The organism is Variovorax sp. P1_G12, assembly GCF_056405555.1.
Genome location: NZ_JBFUBW010000010.1, coordinates 42576 through 61346 on the forward strand (window position 1 = coordinate 42576; position 18771 = coordinate 61346).

The window sequence follows — 18771 nt, forward strand, 5'->3', positions numbered from 1 at the left end:
TTTCCTTCAGGAGTCAGATTTCGAGCACAAGGCGGTCCGAGCGGGCCCGCGAAACACAAGCGCAGAACGAGCCACTTTCACGGTCTCGCGGAGACAGGCACATGTCGCGATGATCCGGTTCACCGCCCAGGACCTTGACGACGCAAACGCCGCAATCCCCTCGACGACAATCGAACATCGGATCCAGGCCGGCAGCCTCCATGGCTTCGAGCACGGTCGTGCCCGCCGGCACGTCCAGCGTGCAGCCGCTCACGGCCAGGTCGACACTGAACGCTCGGTCGCCTGCGGCCTCCAGCGAACCAGCGAACAGTTCGCAGTGCAGGGTGGACTCGTCCCACCCAAGCGCCAGCGCCGCTGCGAGCGCAGCCGCAATGAATCCCTTCGGTCCGCACACGTACAAGTGACGGTGTGGAGCAGCCGCCCCAATGGCTTCGCCCAGCGGCAGCCCCTGCTGCGGATCGCCGCCGTCGAACCAGCAGCGAGCGCCTGGCATCGATGCGATCTCTTCACAGTAGGCCGCCTCCTTCGGGCTGCGCGCGGCGTAGTGGAGCGTGAATGGTGCCTGCGCGTGCCGCAGCGCTCGCGCCATGCACAGAATGGGGGTGATGCCGATCCCCGCAGCCAGAAGCAAGTGATCTTGAGCCGACGGCGCGAGTGCAAACAGATTGCGGGGCGTCGACGCCTTGACGCTCGCGCCTTCCTGGAGACCATGCACCCAGCGCGACCCACCGTCGCCCCCGTCCTCGCGCTGCACCGCGATCTCGTAGCGACTGCCGCCATCGGCCGGCGTGACCAGCGAATAGGCGCGATGAAGGCGCACGGTTCCGTCTTCATCCGGCACGTGCAACTCGAGATGCGCGCCAGGCTCGTAGGACGGCACGGCGCTGCCGTCGGCTGTGGCGAGCACCAGGCGGCGGATGCGCGGTGTGATGGCGTCTATCTTCTCGACGCGCAATTCGAGTGTGGGCATGAATCCGGCAGTGACGACAAGAGCATGCATGCGAATCTATTGACTCGTGTCCGACCGCAAAAGCCGAAGCTGGCATCTCTTATCCGCAATCAGCAACCGGCATGGACTTTTGCCGGATTCGGATGGATGGGGTGCATTCGGTTGCCAATTTCGGACAATTCTTCCGGGCGATGGAAATCCCGCGGYGATCCGAGCCGAGGGCGGCGCGGTGAATCAGCAGGTGATGCCCATGGCATCGATCTTGCACTGGGTGCACAAGCGACCTGGTCACTCAACCCCGGGCTGACCCTGATGCCGGCAGTTCCCAGGTGCTTTAGGATTAAATTATGTAGACCTCACGCAGATCGGCCCTGAATGCGGCCGCAAGATGGGGTCAGAAAGGCCCTCATGAATGCCGCTGCCCCAGCGCTGAATCTTGCGCAGATCTACAAGAGCCCCGTGTTCAGTTCACGCTCGGCGGTGGAATCGCACAGCGAGCTCAGTCGCGCAATCGTGAATCACAGCTTGCGCTGGGGGAGAGGCGAGGTGACAACCTCGTTGTACAAGAGGCACCTCGAGCGTATCAGCCTCATGATCCTGAGCTACGGAGCCGAGGTCGAGGTGACTCCCGACGTCTTCGAAGATTTCATTCTGGTGCAGATGCCGCTGCTGGGCGCATCCGAGATCGAAGTCGAAGGTCGGTCGGTGCAGGTGGCGCAAGGCGAGATCGCGGTCATCGCTCCGTTTCAGCGTGTGCGCCTTCTATGGCAGCAGGGCTGCAAGCAGCTCATCCTGAAGATTCCTGGCGACCTGGTGCACGGCACATGGGGCAAGTCAGGCGTCGAGGGCGATTCGATGCCTTGGGTCGACCCCTTGTTCAAGCTGGACGCCAAGCTTGCCGTCCATTGGCACGCGTTGCTGCGCCAATTGCTCGCACTGCTGCCGACCCACGACGCGTCCTCCCTGCACCCGGCATGGCTCGGCCAGTTCGAGCGCACCGCAGCATCATTTCTTCTCACTCACCAACCCTCTGCACGCCGGTCTGAACGACCTGGCGTTGACGGAGATTCAGGCGAAGTTCCAGCAAATGCCTCGGAAAACGCCCGGCTCGATCAGCTGGAACGCTACATTCGCAGCCGCCTGTTCGCACCGATCTCCCTGGCCGACCTGGCCCGTGCGGCTGGCATTTCTCCGCGCAGCCTGAATGCCCTGTGCCATCAGCACCGCGGCGTCGCTCCCATGGTGCTGCTGCGAAACCTGCGCCTCGAGGCCGCGCGCGATCGGCTCGCTACGTCGCCCATCAGCGTGACCGAAGCCGCGATGGCGCACGGCTTTGGCCATCTGGGTCGATTCTCGGCCTACTACCGCGAGCGATTCGGTGAGTTGCCGCGCCAGACCGGCCGTCTGTCCTGAGGCCAGGCCCGCCCAACGCTGCGAAATTCGGATAGTTCCGCACGTCGAAAGGTGCGTAGCGGATAGCCGCGCAACGCCGCTCGCAGCACCATGGGGCCATGTCCTATGCCTCCAATCGCCGCATCGACGCGTTAATCGTCGGCAGCGGCATCAATTCGCTGGTTTGCGCGGCACTGCTGGCGCGCAGCGGCCGCAAGGTTCGTGTTCTCGAGCGCGAAGCCACACTCGGCGGCTGCATCCGTACGGATGAGCTCACCCTGCCCGGCTTTCGACACGACACGCTGTCGACCGCACACCCGCTTTTCCTGGTCGGGCCGGCCTACGCTGCATTGGGTAGCGCACTCCACGATGCAGGTCTGCTTTACGCCAACACCACCTTGCCGACCGGCGCGCTGTTGCCCGACGGACGTCACGTCGTGTTGTCCACCTCGCGCGAGGCGAACCTCGCCCGCTTCGATGCCATCCACTCGGGCGATGGCGCTGCCTACGCTGCCGCAGTGGAGGAGATCACGCAGCAGGCGCCGCTCGTGTTCTCGTTGCTCGGCAATGAGCTCTGGCGCCTCGGCACCGCCAAGACGCTGGCGGCCGCCGCATGGAAGGAAGGCGCGCATGGAATGGCTGGCTTCATTGGCAGCATGATGCCGACCGCGCGCACATGGCTCGAACAAGCCTTCGGTTCCGATCTGCCAGGCGCCCTCCTGGCGCCCTGGGTGCTGCATTGCGGGCTGGGTCCCGACGCACCGTTGTCGGCGCTCATGGCCAAGGTGGTCGCATTCACCGTGGAATCGGTGGGCATGCCGATCGTTCGTGGCGGAAACGCAAATTTCGTCCACGCATTTCAGCGCCTGATCGTCGATGCCGGCGGCGAGTTCGAGACCCACGCCGACGTGGCTCGAATCCTGGTCCAGAACGGGCGCGCTGTCGGCGTGCAGTTGGCTGACGGGCGTGAACATCGCGCTGCCGAGGTCATTTGCAACGTCACGCCGACCCAGCTCTACGGCCGACTCCTGACGTCAGACCAAATTCCTTCCGAGGTGAGGGTCCACGCGCAGAAGTGGCGCTACGGGAAGGGCAACATGCAGATCCATCTCGCTCTTTCAGAAGCGCCGGAATGGTCGAATGACGAACTGGCACGGGTCGGCTACCTGCACCTCACCGGCGGCGCCAACGCCGTGTCGCGGGCCGTCAACGAGGCAGAGCGCGGACTTCTGCCGGCCGAGCCCACCATTTGCATCGCGCAGCCCACGGCCTTCGATCCAAGTCGTGCGCCCCCGGGGCGTCACATCCTGTGGATTCAGCTGCCGGAATGCCCGCGCGAGCCCGTCGGCGATGCCGCTGGCGAGATTGAAGTGGCGCCGGGGGGACAGTGGTCTGTTGCCTTGCGCGAGGCGTATGCAGATCGGATCGTGGCGAGCATCGCCAGGCATGTGCCAAATCTCGAGCGCAGCATTCTCGCCCGCCACGTCATCTCGCCCACTGACCTGGAGCGGCTCAATATCAACCTGGTCGGTGGTGACCCCTACGGCGGCGATTGCGGCCTCGATCAGTCGTTCCTCTGGCGCCAGTCGCGTTCGCTACGCAACCACGAAACACCGATCTCCCGCCTTTGGCATATCGGAGCATCGACGCATCCCGGTCCGGGTCTGGGCGGAGGGTCGGGGTTTCACATGGCCAAGGCGCTGGGAGCCGCCTAGGGCAAGCGACCGGCGCACAACTGAATTCAACAACCCAGGAGAACGAGCACCCAATGACAACCTCTTCGCTTATTGAGTTGGCACAAGGCCTTGCCAGCGGCGCCGTACGCGTCGTCGACCTGACGCACACCCTGTCGCCCGATTTTCCGGCGCTTCAACTGCCCCCGCAGTTCGGCCAGGTGGCAGGTTTCAAGATGGAACGCATCTCGCACTATGACGAGGCCGGCCCAGGCTGGTACTGGAACAATTTCTCCTGCGGCGAGCACACGGGTACTCACTTCGATGCACCTGTTCACTGGGTGACCGGCAAGGACCACGCGAACAACACGGTCGACACGATCGACCCTCATCAGTTCTTCGGACCGGCCTGTGTCGTCGACGCCAGTGCGGAGGTCGCCCGCGACCCCGACTGGCTTCTCACCGTCGAGTTCCTTCAGGCTTGGGAACAGCGTCACGGCCGGATCCAGGCCGGGGCCTGGCTGCTGTTCCGAACCGACTGGAGCAGGCGCATCGTCGACCCCGCGTCCTTCGTCAACATGCGCGAAGACGGCCCGCACACACCAGGCCCCACACCGGAGGCGGTCGAGTGGCTGATACGCGAGCGTGACGTTCGAGGCTTCGGGGTCGAGACCATCAACACCGATGCAGGCCAGTCTCACAGCTGGACGCTCGGCTACCCGTGTCACACCCTCATGCATGGCGCGAACAAATATGGCCTTCAGTGCCTGAGGAACCTGGACCAGTTGCCGCCGCAGGGTGCGCTGATCGTCGCGGCGCCCTTGAAGATCGAAGGCGGTTCAGGGTCACCGTTGCGCGTGCTGGCGCTGGTGCAGTAGCCAGTCCGGGGCCCCGGTCCAAGGCAAACGCCGTGGCTCTCTGGGGCCCTTGGGGTGGCAAAGCCGCGGGCCTCAGACGCTCAGGTACCGCGTCCAGATGGATCTGTCGTTCGCCAACGATTGCGAATCGCCGCGCCAGACCACGCGACCCCGCTCGAGGACAACGTGCTGATCCGCAATGGCGAGCAGGCGGTCGACATACTTGTCAACGACCAACGTCGTCTGTCCCTCTGAGCGCAGAAGCCTCAGGCAGTTCCAGATCTCTTCGCGGATCAAGGGCGCGAGCCCCTCCGTGGCCTCGTCGAGGACCAACAACCGTGGATTGGTCGAAAGCGCTCGGGCGATAGCGAGCATCTGTTGCTCACCTCCCGAGAGTTGATTTCCAAAATTCCGCTGCCGCTCCGCCAGGCGAGGAAAGAGCTTGAACAGCCGCGACGGCGTCCATTGCGGCGCTTCGCGTCCGGCCGCAACCGGCGGGCGGGCAAACGCCATCAGATGCTCGCGGACGGTGAGATTGGGAAAGCACTGACGGCCCTCCGGTACGACGGCGATCCCAAGCCGCGCGATGGCATCAGCGCGCAGGCCGGCAAGCGGGCGATCGGCGAACCAGGTGTCACCCGTGACCGACCGGAGCACGCCAAGCAGACTCTTGATCGTCGTGCTCTTGCCCATGCCGTTGCGCCCGAGAAGCGAGACCACCTGACCCGCGTGAATGTCCAGATCGATGCCGAACAGGACCTGGCTTGCACCGTACTTGGCCGTCAGATTCCTGCAGCTCAGTAGAGACGTTGCGGTCATGACAGCGCCTCGGATCCGAGGTAGGCGGATTGGACGTTGGGATCGTTCCGGATGGTGGCGCCATCCCCGGTCGCGATGACCCGACCCCCCACAAGGACCGAGATCCGGTTGGCGAGCCGGAACACGGCGTCCATGTCATGCTCGATGAGCAGAATGGCCATGTCTCGCCGTAGTTCTTGAATGAGCAGTGTCATGCGCTCCGATTCGTGCGGCCCCATTCCGGCCATGGGCTCGTCCAATACCAGAAGCTTGGGAGCCGATGCCAGGGACAGCGCGATGTCGAGTTGGCGTTGCGCGCCATGAGGCAGCGTCCCGGCGGTCTGCGCGAGCGACTCGAGCAGACCGACCCTTCGTGCAAGCTCGACGGCACGTTCGACCAGTTCGGGCTCCGCATCCCGATGGCCCCATGCTTTCAGCGGATGGGGTGAACTGGCCTGCACTGCCAGACGCAGATTGTCGAGGACACTGTCGTCCCGAAAGATACTGGTGACCTGGAAACACCGCGACATGCCCGCGCGGACCCGTGCATGGGCTGACATGCGCGTCAGGTCCACCCCTGCGAGGCTGATGGATCCACCATCGACGGGAATATGCCCGGAGATGAGATTCACCAAAGTGCTCTTTCCCGCTCCATTGGGACCGATCAACGCATGGATCTCGCGTGGCAGGACATCCAGACTGACGTCATCGGTGGCGACCAGCTTTTGAAAGGATTTGCGCAGACCCACAACCCGAAGAAGAGAAGCCTGGTTCACGATGGAGGCGCCTGGTGGGAGGAGGAGTCGACGTTCGAGCGCCACGAGGCGATCAGGGCGCAAAGCCCGCGCGGCGCCGCCAGAACGATGATGATGAGCAGCACGCCCAAGGGCCAGTGCCAGTACTCGGTCCATTGCCGCAAGACTTCTTCAAGCACCATCCAGACGCAAACGCCCACGACCGCACCCCAGCGCCAGCCCAGCCCACCGAGCACAACGATGACGAGCATGTTGGCGGATTGCGACCAGTGCATGCTGGAGGGGCTCACGAAGCCGTTGTGCGTGACGAGCAGGGCGCCTGCGAGCCCCGCAACCGCGCCGGCAAGGACGAAAGTCAGGAAGCGGATCTTGAAGACGGGATAGCCCAGGGCGGTCATGCGTGTCTCGTTGTCACGCACCGCACACAACGCACGCCCGAAGCGCGAACGCAGGAAACAGGTGGTTCCTGCAAAGCAGGCGGTGACAAGAATCACGACCACCCCATAGAACGTCGCATCGTCCTTGATGTCGAGCCCGGCGCCCAATGACGGCAGGGTCGTCAGGCTGTGGCCGTCGTCGCCACCGTAGATCCGAAGCGAGCTTGCCAGGTAGTAGAGCATCTGGGCGAACGCCAGCGTGCTCATGATGAAATACACGCCCTTGGCGCGCAATGCAACGGATCCGATGGCGGCTGCAGCGAGTGCGGCGATCGCTGCGGACAGCGGCCATATGATCCAGGCCGACACAAGTCCTGCTTCCGTCAACGCAACGACTGCGTAGGCCCCGACGCCCATGAAGCCCGCGTGACCGAGTGCGAACATCCCGCCGTAGCCGACGAGCAGGTTCAGGCTTGTGGCAGCCAGCGCCATGATCATCACTCGACGAAGGAAGCTCAGGTAGTAGTCGAGGTCGAACGCCGCAGTCAGCATGGGCAGTACCAGCAGCAAGGCGACGAGCACCATCGGCAGGACATGGTCGCTCAGCCGGCGCGATGCAGGAGGCGCAAGACTCGGCGCCTCGAACCGAGGCGCGTTTTCGAGGGGGGCATCGAGGCTCATAGGTCGATCCTCTCAGCCACGGGCGGGGAACAGGCCACTGGGACGGTAGCAAAGGACCGCCGCCATCAGCACGTAGGTGAGCATGCTGGCCAGCGCCGGTGCCACGTCGGAGACCAGGGAGGGCTGCATGAACTGACGCAGGAAGGCCGGCGCGAAGGCGCGCCCGACGGTGTCGACCAGGCCGACGATCAACGCCGCGAGAAAGGCGCCTCGAATCGACCCGATCCCGCCGATCACGATGACGATGAGGGCCGGGATCATGATGGATTCGCCCATTCCGACCTGGACGGAAGTGATCGGCCCCATGAGCGCGCCAGCGAGCCCGGCAAGCGCTGCGCCGAGCGCAAAGACTGCGGCGAACACGGCGCTGACGCGGACACCCATCAGTTCAGCCATGCCCCGATTGGATGCGCCGGCCCGCACCAGCATCCCCAACCGGGTGTGATTCACAATGGCGTACAGGAAGAACGCGACGGCAAGGCCAGCGAGAAGTATCAGCACGCGGTAGGCGGGATAGGACCAGCCATCGACGATGTAGAGCGGACCGGTCAGCATGGGCGGCATCTCTGCGAGGATCGGCGCTGCGCCCCAAACGAGTTTCACGGCGTCATCGGCGATCAGGATGATCCCCAGGGTCGCCGTCACCTGAACGAGGTGGCTCTTCGCATAAAGCCGACGCATCAACGTGCACTCCAGCAGGGCAGCGAGTGCGACGGTCGCAACGACGGCGAACAAGACGGCGACGACGAAGGAGCCGGACGCTTGATGCGCGACCGCGCCGAAGTACGCGCCCAGCATGAACAGCGTCCCGTGGGCGAGGTTCATCGTGTCCATGACGCCGAACACGAGGGTCAAGCCCGCAGCCAGGAGAAACAGCATGAGGCCATAGCCGAGCCCATGGAGCAACTGCTCGATGATGACTGCTGCGGTCACGACATGTTCCCTTGGCTGCACTCGATTCGATCGGTGTCGCATGGCGTTCGACACCGACTGCAAGCCGGACAGGGAAGGCGTGTCTGGTCGCACTGGAACATGGGCGTATTCATCGTCAGGATGCGGTGAAGTCTATCGACGAGGCTCGCGCCCGCATATCCAGAATCGGCAGCCACAAAAACCGGCCTATCCGATTTCCGCGACGACGCAAGCGTCCGGCCGAGGGATCACAACGTGCCACCCGCCACCGCCTTCAGCGCACCGTTCACATCGGTGATGCCCGCGATGAGCCCCATGCTGGTCAACGCGCCTTCGTGCACCTGCGGCGCGCCTGCAGCACATGCGTCGGCCGCCACCAGGATCTCGTATCCACGATCCGCCGCGTCCCGCACCGTGTTTTCGACCACGGAGTGCGTTGCAACACCGGCAACGATCAAATGCGTGACGTCAAGCATGCGCAGGGTCTGATCGACAGAGGTGCCGACGAAGGCGCTGATGCGCGTGTGAGTCACCACGAACTCACGATGGCTTTGCTGCGGCGCCAGTGATTTCATGAACTCGGCGCCCCACTCTCCGTCCTTGACCGCACCGAGCTCGACGGTCTTGCGGAAGATCGGCGTGTTCCTGGGGCAGTCCGCATAGTCCGGGCGAAAGGCAATGCGAACATGGATGATCGGCAACTGCATCTTCCGGGCGCCTGCGAGCAACCGCTGCGCGGCGCCGATCACGCGGTCTCGCACCGGGTCGTTTTCTGCCAATCCGACACGGATGCGGCCATCGGGATGAAGCACTTCATTCTGGTAGTGCAATGCGAGAACGGCCGCGCGAGAGGTCATGAGATTCCTTCCTTCAAGAGAATGCCGGGCCTTGTACGCCGACGGCGTGCGAACCGGATCCCCTGGTCGCCCGGCCGCAGACGGGGCGCCCTGTCTTCGTTCTGCTGCACCCGGTCGGGAATCGCAAGTCTGCGCAGTGTCGCGTTGCCTGGCTATCCGAGATGCGCAATCTCGCCCGCCTTTCTGTCCGGTTTTGGAGGCTTCTCGAGAGATTCAGACGCCTCCTCGGCAAAGCCCGGGTGACCGCACCGGTTGAGGCATTGCCGTACGCCTCGCTGCGGCGTATCGTGTCTGGCTGAAGGAGCAGCCCATGCCTTCACGAACACACCTGGTACGCCAAGAAGCGCGCGGCATGCCGCCGATGCCGCTGAGTCCATCGAGCGACCCGGAGGCAATGACGCCGCCGCCGTCGGATGCCGAGTTGTGCGAACACGCCGTGCAAGCCATCTGGCGATGTCTGGATGCACATGATCTTCTGGACGAGCACGGACGAAACGACCTGGCAACGGTCCTCGAGCCGCTGACCGCCCTGGCCTTCGGGGACCGCCCGCGACGCTTGGTCAACATCCTCAGGTTGCCCAACCCGATCGATGCCTCCCAGTTGTACTGGCTCACCCGCCGGCTCATGACCCTGGTGCCCGAACTGCAAGCCGCGGCGATCGCATTCGCCAAGCCAGGCTGCCATCCGACTCCGCCCCTTGCCTGATGGCGTCTAGCCGCTGGGCGAGAATCAGGGAGGAGCCGAATATGCATCTTTCATCTAACGACCTTGGGCGGATCGCCGCCGTGACGCTCGGGCACTACGACCTGCACGCGGAAGAATTCTGGCAAGGCACGCGGGACCACGACGTCAGTCAGAACATCGCGGCGCTCCTGCAGTACATCGAGACGGATCCGCCGTTCAAGATCCTGGATTTCGGCTGCGGGCCCGGGCGCGACCTCATGACATTCCAGCGACTCGGCCACCACGCGACAGGACTGGAGGGGTCCGAGCGGCTCGCCGCGATGGCGCGGGCGTACAGCGGGTGCGAGGTCCTGCAGCAGGATTTCCTCCAGCTGAGTCTGCCGGCCGGCCACTTCGACGGCGTGTTCGCGAATGCGGCGCTGTTCCACGTCCCCGGTCAGGAATTGCCGCGCGTACTGGGCGACCTCCACGCGACGCTCAAGCCGGGCGGCGTGCTGTTCAGCTCGAACCCCCGTGGCGATGGCCAGGAGGGTTGGAACGGCGACCGCTACGGCGCCTTCCACGACCTGGACGCCTGGCGCCGATACATGTCGGCAGCCCGCTTCACCGAACTGGCACACTACTACCGACCGTCCGGCATGCCGCGCGAACAGCAGCCCTGGCTGGCGAGTGTGTGGCGCAAGCCGGCACCCTGAGCGCCGGGGCCCTCACTCACCCCGGTGTTTCTGCCGTCTTGCGCCCCTCCAGCTCGTCGATGACGTCGGCCACCGAGATCCGGCGCCCGAAGTAGCCCACGCTCTCTTCCAGTCCTTCGGCGCGGAGAAGGTCGCGAACCGGGGCATGCGCCGCAACCAACCGCATGCGGATGCCCGCTTCGGCGAGTTCCTGGTGCAGTTTGGCCAGCATCCTCGCCCCGGCCATGTCGACCTGGGGCGAGGTCGACAGGTCGCAGACCACCAGCTTCAGCGTGCCGGGGGCGGAGCGACGCATCTGGCGCACGGCCTCGCGCACGTGCTCGGCGTTGAAATAGAGCAGGGCCGCATCGACGCGGAAGGCGAGCACGCCCGGCACCGCCGTGTTGTCGGGGTTGCGCTCGATGTCGGAGAACTTCCGCGTGCCCGGTATGCGTCCGAGGGTGGCCACATGCGGGGACGCGACGCGGCGGATCAGCAGCACCAGCGACGCCAGCACCGCGACGATGACGCCATTGAGGATGCCCAGCAACAGCACCGCGACGAAGGCGATCATCGACACCGCGAACTCGTAGCGGCTGACCCGCCAGAGTCGCTTCATCTCGCCGATGTCCACCAGCCCCTTGACGGCCACCAGAACGATGGCAGCGAGGACGACGTTGGGCAGGTTCTTCAGCCCGTCGGTCAGGAACATCAGGCACAGGCCGATCGTCACCGAGGCGAACACCAGCGCCAGCGGTGTCTTGGCGCCGGCCTTGTCGTTGACCGACGATTGCGAGAGGCCGCCAGCCACCGGATAGGCCTGGAAAAAAGCCGCGCCGAGATTGGCCGCACCGAGCCCCAGGAATTCCTGGCGCGGATCGATCTCGTATTTGTGGGCTTCGGCCAGGGCGCGTGCGGCCGAGACGCTCTCCACGTAGGAAAGCAGCAGGCAGGCGAACGCGAGCGGAATCACGCCTTCCACGTCGCGCACCCGCAAGCCGGGCAGCTTGAAGTCCGGAAGCCCCTGGGGCAGCGCGCCGACCACCTTGAAGCCCAGGTCGCCCAGCGGAGTCACCGACAGCACGACGATGGAGGCCACCACCACGAACAACGCGGCCGGGCGGCCCGGCAAGTACTTCTCCGCCAGCAACAGCAGAATCAGCGCCACGAGGCCGAAGGCCAGCACGGCGAGGTTGGTCTCGGGGATCTGGCCGCCGAGTATGACGAGGCGCTCGAAGAAGGATTCACCGCCTCCCTTGACGCCGAACAGCTTGGGCAGCTGGGTCAGCGCGATGGTGCAGGCGGCGCCGGCCTTGAAGCCGAGCAGGATGGTCTCGCTGATGAAGTTGACCAGCGAACTCAAGCGCAGCAGCCATGCCAGCGCGCACATGGCCGCGATCAGCAATGCGGTCAGCGCCGCGATGCTGGCCCAGCGATCCGGATCGCCTTGCGCCATGCCGGCCACGGTCACGCCGACCAGCATCGAGATCGCGGAAGTGGGTCCGATCGCCAGTTGGCGCGACGTGCCGAACAGCGCGTAGAACAGGCCGCCGACCAGGTAGCAGTAGATGCCGTACTGCGGCGGCAGGCCGGCCAGCGTGGCATAGGCCAGCGACACCGGGATGCCGTAGGCGGCCAGGGTGACGCCGGCGATGGCGTCGTTGGCCAGCCACTTGGGCTGATAGGACGCCAGCCACTGCGCCGGCGGAAAGGCAGCGCGCCAGCCGCGCACCTGGGCGTCTTCCGCCCGCGCTGGCACAGGTTCTGCTGGTTGAGTCATGGTTGAACTCCGGCCCGGGTGGCCGCCGCGGCATCAGTACGGTGGATTGACCACCACGTATTGGGATCCCTGCGGCTGATACCACTGGCTGCCGCACTGCTGGTACACCATGCCGCTGTAGTTGACCGGGACACAGTTGGCCGGCACGGTATTCACCATCGAGCCCACCACGGCCGAAGTCACGGCCACCGCGGCGCCGACGGCCACCGCGCCGGCGACCGGATGGTAGTCATTGTCCCAGCCGCCGCCGCAGCAGTTGTTGTTGCCGGCGACATTGACGTTGACGTTCCGATTGGCGTTGACGTTCGTATTGCGGTTGGCGTTGACGTTGGCATTGCGGTTGCTGTTGACGTTGTTCGCGCTGGCACTTCGGACGTCATTGGTCCGCGTGTCGGCCCTGCTGTTGTTGACCTGCGCGGCCTGCCTGCCGCCGCCCGCAGCCGCAGCGCCGCCACCGCCACCGCCCCCAGCGCGGGCGCCTCCACCGCCTCCGCCGGCGCTCGCACGAGCCCCGCCCCCGCCACCGCCGCCACCACCGCCGCGGCCCCCGCCCCCACCGCCGCGATCGCCCGCGGCCTCGGCCACAGGGGTCCACGCAAAGCTGACCAAGACCAGGACGGCCAGGGGAGCCGCAAGCATCTTGCTGAATGATCCTTTCATGGTCGCGCTCCTCACCTGGCTTTCACCGGAACAATTTCGATTCGGGTCGCACCCTTGGGTGGTGTGAACCTGAACGTCGCCTCGTTGAAGGCCGGCTTCAGATTCCAGTCCATGAGGGTGATCGATTGCGGTCGCGCATCGTCGCTGCGGTTGGTGATCACGAGCTTGCGCGGCAAGGGCTTGTTGCCCGCCGTGATCCAGATCTGCCAATCGAAATCCCCCTGTCGAAAGGCGTAGTGGTCGCAGAGACTGTCCCCGATGAAGTCCTGCCCGGCATTCATCGCCGATTCGATCTTGTCGACCGGCGCTGCCGGGGTGCCCCAGGTGAACAGGTCGGACATCGGGATCTCGACGCCGTAGCGCTCTTCCAGCTTGCCGACGAGCACGCTGTTGGGCTCCGAGAACTCGACGGTCGAGTAGTACTTCTGCGCAGGGATGTACAGCGCAACCGTCTTGCCGTCATAGAAGATCTCGCGCTCCGAGCGAACACTCCACATCCGGGCGCGCAGCTTGTTGGGACGCTCTGCATCGACCGTGGCCGAGGCCGTGTGCATCAGCTTCTGGCCGTCGCTCAGGACGCGCTCGCCCGTCAGCGTGGTCGAGGCCCGGAACCGGTCCAGCGTCTGCAAGTAGGCGCCCATGTCCTTGAGGGCCTGAATCGAAGCCGGATCGACGGGATTGGCGGCGGGCGGCGGGGCCGCGCCCGCGGGGGCTGTTTGCGCGTCGACGACCGGTGCCGCCAGAGACAAGGCCAGAATGGCCGATGCAAGTCTTCCGAGTTTCATCTGCGCTCCTTTGCAGCTGCGCGTCCAGCATGCGCGAGCGGGTCGGATCGCAAATTGACAAATATCAATCGCCATGCCAAATGCCGAAGTTCGGCCGCGGCCGAGCGGCCTCGTCGCGGCCAGGCGCGAACGCACGGTATCCGGTTCTATCCCAGGCAACGGCGCGGATCGTCCCGCCGTCAACGCCGCGCCGCGGTCTACGGCGCCGCAGCCGCCAGCAGTCTCGCGGTGCGCTCGGCACCCGCCTCGTTCCCGGCGGCGAGGGCCACGTCGCGCGCCCGGGTCCAGTAGTCCCGGGCGAGTTCCGGCTTGTCCTGCGACGCCTGACCCAGGAGCAGCAAGTCCTGGTAGATCTTCTCGCTCGCTCCCGCCGCCTTGTCCATCTTCAAGGCTTCTTCGAGCAGCGGCACCGCGGCGGCCGGTGTCTTCATCGCGAGATAGGCACTGCCCTGCAGGCGCAGCGCATTGGCCTTCTCCAGCGCATCGTCCTTGGCCAGCGCGCGCTGGGCCTGCTGCGCCAGCCGCAATCCCTCCTCGGCGTTTCCGGCGCTCAGCGCCAGATAGGCCTTCAGGTTGAGGATCTTGCCCCTGACACTGCAGCCGCTGCCGCAGAGCGTGGCGGCCTGATCGAGCGATTGCCCGGCGCTCGCGCGATCGCTCGCCTGCACCGCCATGGCGCGACGCAATGCGGCCTCGGCACGGCGCTCGGCGCTGAACGCGAGGCGGCGCTCGTCCAGCACCAGGTCGAGCTGCTTCAGCGCCTCGTCCTGGCGCCCCATGCGCAGGTAGACCATCGAGAGGTTGAGCCGCGTGGCGGCGATGGCGTCATCGTCCTCGATCGACTGTTCGACCACCAGTGCCTGCTGGAAGAAGGCCAGCGCACGCGGCAGGTTCCCCGCCTTGTAGCGATCGATGCCCTGGGTGCTGTAGCCCTGGGCCTGGATCTCGGACGCCGAGCGCACGGGCGGCGTCGAGCAAGCGCCGAGCAGGCACAGGGCCAGGGCACACAGCCCGCAGGCGTTCCGTCTCACTGCGCGGCTCGTCATTGGGAACCTCCGCGCAGCAGCGCTTCGGTACTCGCCTTGGGAGCGGCCCGGCGGCTCATTGGGAACCTCCGCGCAGCAGCGCTTCGGTATTCGCCTTGGGGGCGGCCCGGCGGCTCATTGCACCTCCCCCGGAAGCGGCAGCCCGCCGATGCTGTCGATCGGCAGCGACTGTGGCGTGGTCGGCGTGCCGGTCAGCAGGCTGATCGGCCAGGTCTGGCGCGCATTGCTCACCATCTGGTTGGTCTGCGTCGCCGCGGCCTGGACCTGGTCGAGCACGGCGGGCAATCGCTCCGACGCCTGGGCCGCCATCGCCTGCAGCTCGGCACTGGCCTTCTGCGAGGTGGCCGCGGCCTGCTGCACCTTCTCGATCACTTCGGGGGCGGCCTGCGCCACGACGTCGATGGTCTGGCCGGCCCTCTGCAGCGTGGACACGGCACCGGTCTCTATGGTCTGCACGGCCTGCTGCGTCTTGTCGAGCACGTCGCTGGTCCTCTCGGCGATCGCGGGCATTTTCGAGACGACATCGCGGCCCGCCTGCAGCGTCTGCTGGAAGGCGCCGTCCGGGTCGGTCAGGCTTTCGGTCAGCTTGCGCGCGTCGGCGATCACCGGCATCAGCGCGGTCTGCATCTCCTGCGCGATCAGGCCGCCGTCCCCGCCGCGCTCGAACGCCAGCACCTCGCCGGACGCCACCGGCTGCCCACCGGCCCGCGGCGGCACCAGGTCGATCGCGGGCTTGCCGATCGGGCTCTCCTGCACCAGGCGGGCCCGCGTGCCCTTCGGAATCTGCGCCATGTGGTCGCGGCCAATGCCGAGTTCGAGCCGTGCGCCCGATGCGCCGGCCGGCGACAGCGAGATGGCGCGCACGTTGCCGACCACCACGCCACGGGTGGTCACCGGCATGCCCTGGGCCATGCCGGCGGCGTCGGGCAGGTCGACGAAGAGCCTGTCCTGGCGCTGGAACAAGCCCTGCTGGTAGGCGATCCAGGCCAGCAACGCGGCGATGACCAGGACGAGGACCACCACCACCGCGGGGGCAGTCCGGGGCCTTGTGTCGGATTTGAGCATCGGTATCCTCCGGTGAAAGAGAGCGCCAGATTCCTGAACCTCGCGAGTATCTCCGGGATGGGGGTCCAGGGTGTGCGCGTTCCCGAACGCGGCCGACACTCACTTCGCCACCCGGAAGAAGGTCAGAGGTCCTAAATGCACGTATCACTACCGGCAGCGTGGGAAGTCGGCAAATTCATAGGCGCGCGAAAGTAAATTCCTTCAAGCCGACGCGCCGTTCAGCCCCGGACGCTCGCGCTGCGAGGCATGCCAGACCAGGTAGCGCGCCTCCGCGACCTCGATGGCCTTGAACAGCAGCACCCCCAGGATGCACAGCAGGATCAGCGCGACAAACACCGTGGACGTATCGAAGCTCCCCTGTGCCACCAGAATCACATGGCCAAGCCCCGCCTCGCCGGCGACGAACTCGCCGACGATGGTGCCGACCAGTGCGAAGGACACGCCGACCTTCATGCCCGCGAAGATGCTCGGCAGCGCATTTGGAAATCGGATCTTCCACAGCATCTTGGCGCGCGAGGCATGGTTGACGCGCGCCATGTCGAGCATGTCGGGATCGGTCGAGCGCAGGCCGAGCACGGTGTCGATCAGGATCGGGAAGATCGCGATCAGCATCGCGATCGCGACCTTCGGCATGGCGCCCGTGCCCATCCAGATCACGAACAGCGGTGCCAGCGCGACCTTGGGCACCGCGTTCAGCGCGACCAGCAGCGAGTAGAGTGTGCGGTCCAGGAACTTCGAATACACGATGCCGATCGCCGCAGCCACGCCGAGCAGCAGCGCGAGCGCGAAGCCATAGAGCGTGGTGCGCAGCGTATCGAGGCTTTCGAGCAGCAGATAGCCCGGCTGGGCGAAGAACTGCGCGATGATCTTGGACGGCGCCGGCAGCAGGAAGTCGCGAATGCCCAGCGTTCGCACGCAGGCCTCCCAGATCACGAGCAGCACCAGCAGCGTGAACATCGCCTGCCGGCTTCGCTCGGTTCGGGCCCAGATGTATTTCATGGTATCAGCCCTTGAAGATGCCGATGTCTCGGAAGGTGTCTCGGATGCGGGCGACGTAGGCGGCGAACTCCGCCGTCTCGCGGATGTCGAGCCCGCGCGGTCGCTCGAGTTCGATCGGGATCACGTCGGCGATGCGGCCGGGCCCACGCGCCATCATTACCACGCGGCCGCCGAGGTAGACCGCCTCGGTGATCGAATGAGTGATGAAGACCACGGTCTTGCCCGTGGCCAGCCAGGTCCGCTGCAGCTCGGCATTGAGCTCGTCGCGGGTGAACGGATCGAGCGCACCGAAGGGTTCATCCATCAGTAGCAGCTGCGGGTCGAGCAGCATGGCGCGGCAGATCGACACGCGCTGGCGCATGCCGCCGGAGAGCTCGCGCGGGTAGCGGTCGAGGAAGGCCGACAGCCCGAACAGGCCGAGCAACTCGCGCGCCCGAGGCTCGTGCTGGCGCCGATCGAGATCATGGAACTCGGCTGCCACCAGCACGTTGTCGAGGATGTTGCGCCACTCGAGCAGCAGGTCGCGCTGGAACACCACGCCCATGTCGTCTGGCGGCGCATCGATGTCCCTGCCGCGCAGTGCGAGCTTGCCGCTGGTGATCGGCTCGAGCCCGGCCATGCAGCGCATCAGCGTGCTCTTGCCGCAGCCGCTCGGGCCGACGATGCTGACGAACTCGCCTTCCTCGATGTGCAGGTCGATGTCCTGCAGCGCATGGATCGGCTTGCGCTCCGAGCGGTAGATCTTGTTCAGCCGCTCGATCTCAAGGAAGCTGGACACGGGGGTGTTCCTCGCGGGAGCGGGTTCAGACGGCCAGGAGCGCATTGGTGTAGTAATCCGAGGGTTTGTGGCCGGGCTTGATCTGGCCGGTCTGCTCCATCGACTTGATCGCCGCGGCCCAATCGGCGTCGGTCTGCAATCCGAACGGCAGGTTCTTGGCGGTCGGACTCTCGAAGAACGGGCGATAGGCGGCGATCTGCCCGCGCAGCACGTCGGCATCAAGCTTGGCATTCGGCCGCTGGGCGATGATCGCGGCCACCGCCTCGTCGACGTGGCCATCGTGGATGTACTGCCAGGCCTTGACCTGCACCTGGACGAACTTCGCGATCGCCTCGCGCTTGCTCTCGAGGGTCTTCGGCGTCAGCGCCAGTCCGTAGCTCGGGAAGCTGATGCCGCTGTCACCGAGGAGCAGCGCCGATGCCTTGCGCGTCTTCAGCACCATCGGCTGGCCGAACGGCGCCTGCGACATGAAGCCGTCGCTGTTGCCCGATGCATAGGTCGAGATCATCGCGCTCGGCGCGACCATCACCAGCTCGATGCTGCTCTTCGTCATGCCGTTGGCCTTGAGGAAGGGCTCGATGAAAGGCGCCCACGGGCTGGTCGTGAAGCAGACGATCTTCTTGCCGGCGAGATCCTTGGGCGTCTTGATGCCCAGCGACTGGTCCATCAGCACCGCCAGGTCGCCGGTGCGCGCGAAACCCGCCACCGAGATCAGGTCGAGCCCGTTCTCCTTCGCGACCGCCATCGTGCCGAGTGCGACCTGGCCGATGTCGGCCTGGCCTGCCGACAGCAGTTGCAGGGTCGAGATGGTGCCAGTGCCGTCCTGCACTTCGACGTCCAGGCCCTGCGCCTTGAACAGGCCTTTCTGCAGCGCCAGGTGCATCGCACCATGCATGCCCCAGGGCGAAAAATCCAGCCTCACGCGCAGTTTCTCCGCGCCTTGCGCACGCGCTGGCGCGCCGCCCAGGGAAAGGACGGGCAGGGCAATCATTGCCGCCAGCCCGGTGCTCAGTGTCCGTCGCTTCATTGCATTCTCCGGTTGCAGGTT

19 protein-coding genes are annotated in these 18771 nt (G+C 65.6%); 5 read left to right on the forward strand and 14 right to left on the reverse strand.

Going from position 1 to position 18771, the window contains the following annotated elements; translation table 11 throughout:
* Nucleotides 1-13 precede the first annotated feature (13 nt).
* Nucleotides 14-1000, reverse strand: a complete 987-nt coding sequence (locus AC1D2O_RS13435; RefSeq protein ID WP_478090525.1) for a PDR/VanB family oxidoreductase — start codon at nucleotides 998-1000, stop codon at nucleotides 14-16.
* Nucleotides 1001-1357: 357 nt separating this feature from the next.
* Here AC1D2O_RS13435 and AC1D2O_RS13440 point away from each other — a divergent pair, with 357 nt between their 5' ends.
* The 3 genes from AC1D2O_RS13440 (at nucleotide 1358) to AC1D2O_RS13450 (ending at nucleotide 4892) form a co-directional block, all read left to right on the forward strand.
* Complete coding sequence (locus tag AC1D2O_RS13440) at nucleotides 1358-2362, forward strand: AraC family transcriptional regulator (RefSeq protein WP_478090526.1); 1005 nt, start codon at nucleotides 1358-1360, stop codon at nucleotides 2360-2362.
* 98 nt (nucleotides 2363-2460) lie between these two features.
* Nucleotides 2461-4056, forward strand: coding sequence for a phytoene desaturase family protein (locus AC1D2O_RS13445; RefSeq protein ID WP_478090527.1), 1596 nt, complete (start codon nucleotides 2461-2463; stop codon nucleotides 4054-4056).
* Between the two features lie 53 nt (nucleotides 4057-4109).
* Nucleotides 4110-4892: a cyclase family protein gene (locus AC1D2O_RS13450; protein WP_478090528.1), complete on the forward strand. Its 783-nt coding sequence runs from the start codon at nucleotides 4110-4112 to the stop codon at nucleotides 4890-4892.
* Between the two features lie 72 nt (nucleotides 4893-4964).
* Here the strand turns inward: AC1D2O_RS13450 and AC1D2O_RS13455 are convergent, their stop codons facing one another.
* From AC1D2O_RS13455 to AC1D2O_RS13475, 5 genes are all read right to left on the reverse strand, one after another.
* Nucleotides 4965-5690 (reverse strand): ABC transporter ATP-binding protein, encoded by a 726-nt coding sequence (locus AC1D2O_RS13455; RefSeq protein WP_478090529.1) that lies wholly within the window; start codon nucleotides 5688-5690, stop codon nucleotides 4965-4967.
* Complete coding sequence (locus AC1D2O_RS13460; protein WP_478090530.1) at nucleotides 5687-6445, reverse strand: ABC transporter ATP-binding protein; 759 nt, start codon at nucleotides 6443-6445, stop codon at nucleotides 5687-5689. The genes AC1D2O_RS13455 and AC1D2O_RS13460 overlap by 4 nt, the downstream gene beginning before the upstream one ends.
* The gene (locus AC1D2O_RS13465) at nucleotides 6442-7386 is read right to left on the reverse strand and encodes a branched-chain amino acid ABC transporter permease (protein ID WP_478090531.1); all 945 of its coding nucleotides are present in this window, start codon (nucleotides 7384-7386) and stop codon (nucleotides 6442-6444) included. Before AC1D2O_RS13465 ends, AC1D2O_RS13460 begins: the two co-directional genes overlap by 4 nt.
* 108 nt (nucleotides 7387-7494) lie before the next feature.
* The gene (locus AC1D2O_RS13470; RefSeq protein ID WP_478090532.1) at nucleotides 7495-8415 is read right to left on the reverse strand and encodes a branched-chain amino acid ABC transporter permease; all 921 of its coding nucleotides are present in this window, start codon (nucleotides 8413-8415) and stop codon (nucleotides 7495-7497) included.
* A gap of 227 nt (nucleotides 8416-8642) precedes the next feature.
* Complete coding sequence (locus tag AC1D2O_RS13475) at nucleotides 8643-9251, reverse strand: cysteine hydrolase family protein (RefSeq protein WP_478090533.1); 609 nt, start codon at nucleotides 9249-9251, stop codon at nucleotides 8643-8645.
* Between the two features lie 352 nt (nucleotides 9252-9603).
* Here AC1D2O_RS13475 and AC1D2O_RS13480 point away from each other — a divergent pair, with 352 nt between their 5' ends.
* Nucleotides 9604-9957: a hypothetical protein gene (locus AC1D2O_RS13480; protein ID WP_478157181.1), complete on the forward strand. Its 354-nt coding sequence runs from the start codon at nucleotides 9604-9606 to the stop codon at nucleotides 9955-9957.
* Between the two features lie 41 nt (nucleotides 9958-9998).
* Nucleotides 9999-10631 (forward strand): class I SAM-dependent methyltransferase, encoded by a 633-nt coding sequence (locus AC1D2O_RS13485; protein ID WP_478157183.1) that lies wholly within the window; start codon nucleotides 9999-10001, stop codon nucleotides 10629-10631.
* Nucleotides 10632-10647: 16 nt separating this feature from the next.
* Here AC1D2O_RS13485 and AC1D2O_RS13490 read toward each other — a convergent pair whose 3' ends face one another.
* The 8 genes from AC1D2O_RS13490 to AC1D2O_RS13525 form a co-directional block, all read right to left on the reverse strand.
* Nucleotides 10648-12390, reverse strand: a complete 1743-nt coding sequence (locus AC1D2O_RS13490; RefSeq protein WP_478092429.1) for a SulP family inorganic anion transporter — start codon at nucleotides 12388-12390, stop codon at nucleotides 10648-10650.
* Between the two features lie 33 nt (nucleotides 12391-12423).
* On the reverse strand, nucleotides 12424-13050 hold the full coding sequence (locus tag AC1D2O_RS13495) for a hypothetical protein (protein WP_478092431.1): 627 nt from the start codon (nucleotides 13048-13050) through the stop codon (nucleotides 12424-12426).
* An 11-nt stretch (nucleotides 13051-13061) separates the two neighbouring features.
* Nucleotides 13062-13970, reverse strand: coding sequence for a DUF2092 domain-containing protein (locus AC1D2O_RS13500; RefSeq protein WP_478092433.1), 909 nt, complete (start codon nucleotides 13968-13970; stop codon nucleotides 13062-13064).
* 62 nt (nucleotides 13971-14032) lie between these two features.
* The gene (locus AC1D2O_RS13505) at nucleotides 14033-14881 is read right to left on the reverse strand and encodes a tetratricopeptide repeat protein (RefSeq protein WP_478092435.1); all 849 of its coding nucleotides are present in this window, start codon (nucleotides 14879-14881) and stop codon (nucleotides 14033-14035) included.
* A gap of 114 nt (nucleotides 14882-14995) precedes the next feature.
* Nucleotides 14996-15946: an MlaD family protein gene (locus AC1D2O_RS13510; protein WP_478092437.1), complete on the reverse strand. Its 951-nt coding sequence runs from the start codon at nucleotides 15944-15946 to the stop codon at nucleotides 14996-14998.
* A 201-nt stretch (nucleotides 15947-16147) separates the two neighbouring features.
* Nucleotides 16148-16945: an ABC transporter permease gene (locus tag AC1D2O_RS13515; RefSeq protein WP_478157185.1), complete on the reverse strand. Its 798-nt coding sequence runs from the start codon at nucleotides 16943-16945 to the stop codon at nucleotides 16148-16150.
* Nucleotides 16946-16949: 4 nt separating this feature from the next.
* Complete coding sequence (locus AC1D2O_RS13520) at nucleotides 16950-17723, reverse strand: ABC transporter ATP-binding protein (protein ID WP_478092078.1); 774 nt, start codon at nucleotides 17721-17723, stop codon at nucleotides 16950-16952.
* Nucleotides 17724-17748: 25 nt separating this feature from the next.
* Nucleotides 17749-18750, reverse strand: coding sequence for an ABC transporter substrate-binding protein (locus AC1D2O_RS13525; protein WP_478092076.1), 1002 nt, complete (start codon nucleotides 18748-18750; stop codon nucleotides 17749-17751).
* Between the last annotated feature and the right edge of the window lie 21 nt (nucleotides 18751-18771).

Excerpts from the sequence above, each read along its gene's own strand:
- AC1D2O_RS13435 (WP_478090525.1), bottom strand. The coding sequence starts at position 1,000 with ATGCATGCTCTTGTCGTCACTGCCGGATTCATGCCCACACTCGAATTG.
- AC1D2O_RS13440 (WP_478090526.1), top strand. The coding sequence starts at position 1,358 with ATGAATGCCGCTGCCCCAGCGCTGAATCTTGCGCAGATCTACAAGAGC.
- AC1D2O_RS13445 (WP_478090527.1), top strand. The coding sequence starts at position 2,461 with ATGTCCTATGCCTCCAATCGCCGCATCGACGCGTTAATCGTCGGCAGC.
- AC1D2O_RS13450 (WP_478090528.1), top strand. The coding sequence starts at position 4,110 with ATGACAACCTCTTCGCTTATTGAGTTGGCACAAGGCCTTGCCAGCGGC.
- AC1D2O_RS13455 (WP_478090529.1), bottom strand. The coding sequence starts at position 5,690 with ATGACCGCAACGTCTCTACTGAGCTGCAGGAATCTGACGGCCAAGTAC.
- AC1D2O_RS13465 (WP_478090531.1), bottom strand. The coding sequence starts at position 7,386 with ATGGTGCTCGTCGCCTTGCTGCTGGTACTGCCCATGCTGACTGCGGCG.
- AC1D2O_RS13475 (WP_478090533.1), bottom strand. The coding sequence starts at position 9,251 with ATGACCTCTCGCGCGGCCGTTCTCGCATTGCACTACCAGAATGAAGTG.
- AC1D2O_RS13480 (WP_478157181.1), top strand. The coding sequence starts at position 9,604 with ATGCCGCCGATGCCGCTGAGTCCATCGAGCGACCCGGAGGCAATGACG.
- AC1D2O_RS13485 (WP_478157183.1), top strand. The coding sequence starts at position 9,999 with ATGCATCTTTCATCTAACGACCTTGGGCGGATCGCCGCCGTGACGCTC.
- AC1D2O_RS13490 (WP_478092429.1), bottom strand. The coding sequence starts at position 12,390 with ATGACTCAACCAGCAGAACCTGTGCCAGCGCGGGCGGAAGACGCCCAG.
- AC1D2O_RS13495 (WP_478092431.1), bottom strand. The coding sequence starts at position 13,050 with ATGAAAGGATCATTCAGCAAGATGCTTGCGGCTCCCCTGGCCGTCCTG.
- AC1D2O_RS13505 (WP_478092435.1), bottom strand. The coding sequence starts at position 14,881 with ATGACGAGCCGCGCAGTGAGACGGAACGCCTGCGGGCTGTGTGCCCTG.
- AC1D2O_RS13510 (WP_478092437.1), bottom strand. The coding sequence starts at position 15,946 with ATGCTCAAATCCGACACAAGGCCCCGGACTGCCCCCGCGGTGGTGGTG.
- AC1D2O_RS13515 (WP_478157185.1), bottom strand. The coding sequence starts at position 16,945 with ATGAAATACATCTGGGCCCGAACCGAGCGAAGCCGGCAGGCGATGTTC.
- AC1D2O_RS13525 (WP_478092076.1), bottom strand. The coding sequence starts at position 18,750 with ATGAAGCGACGGACACTGAGCACCGGGCTGGCGGCAATGATTGCCCTG.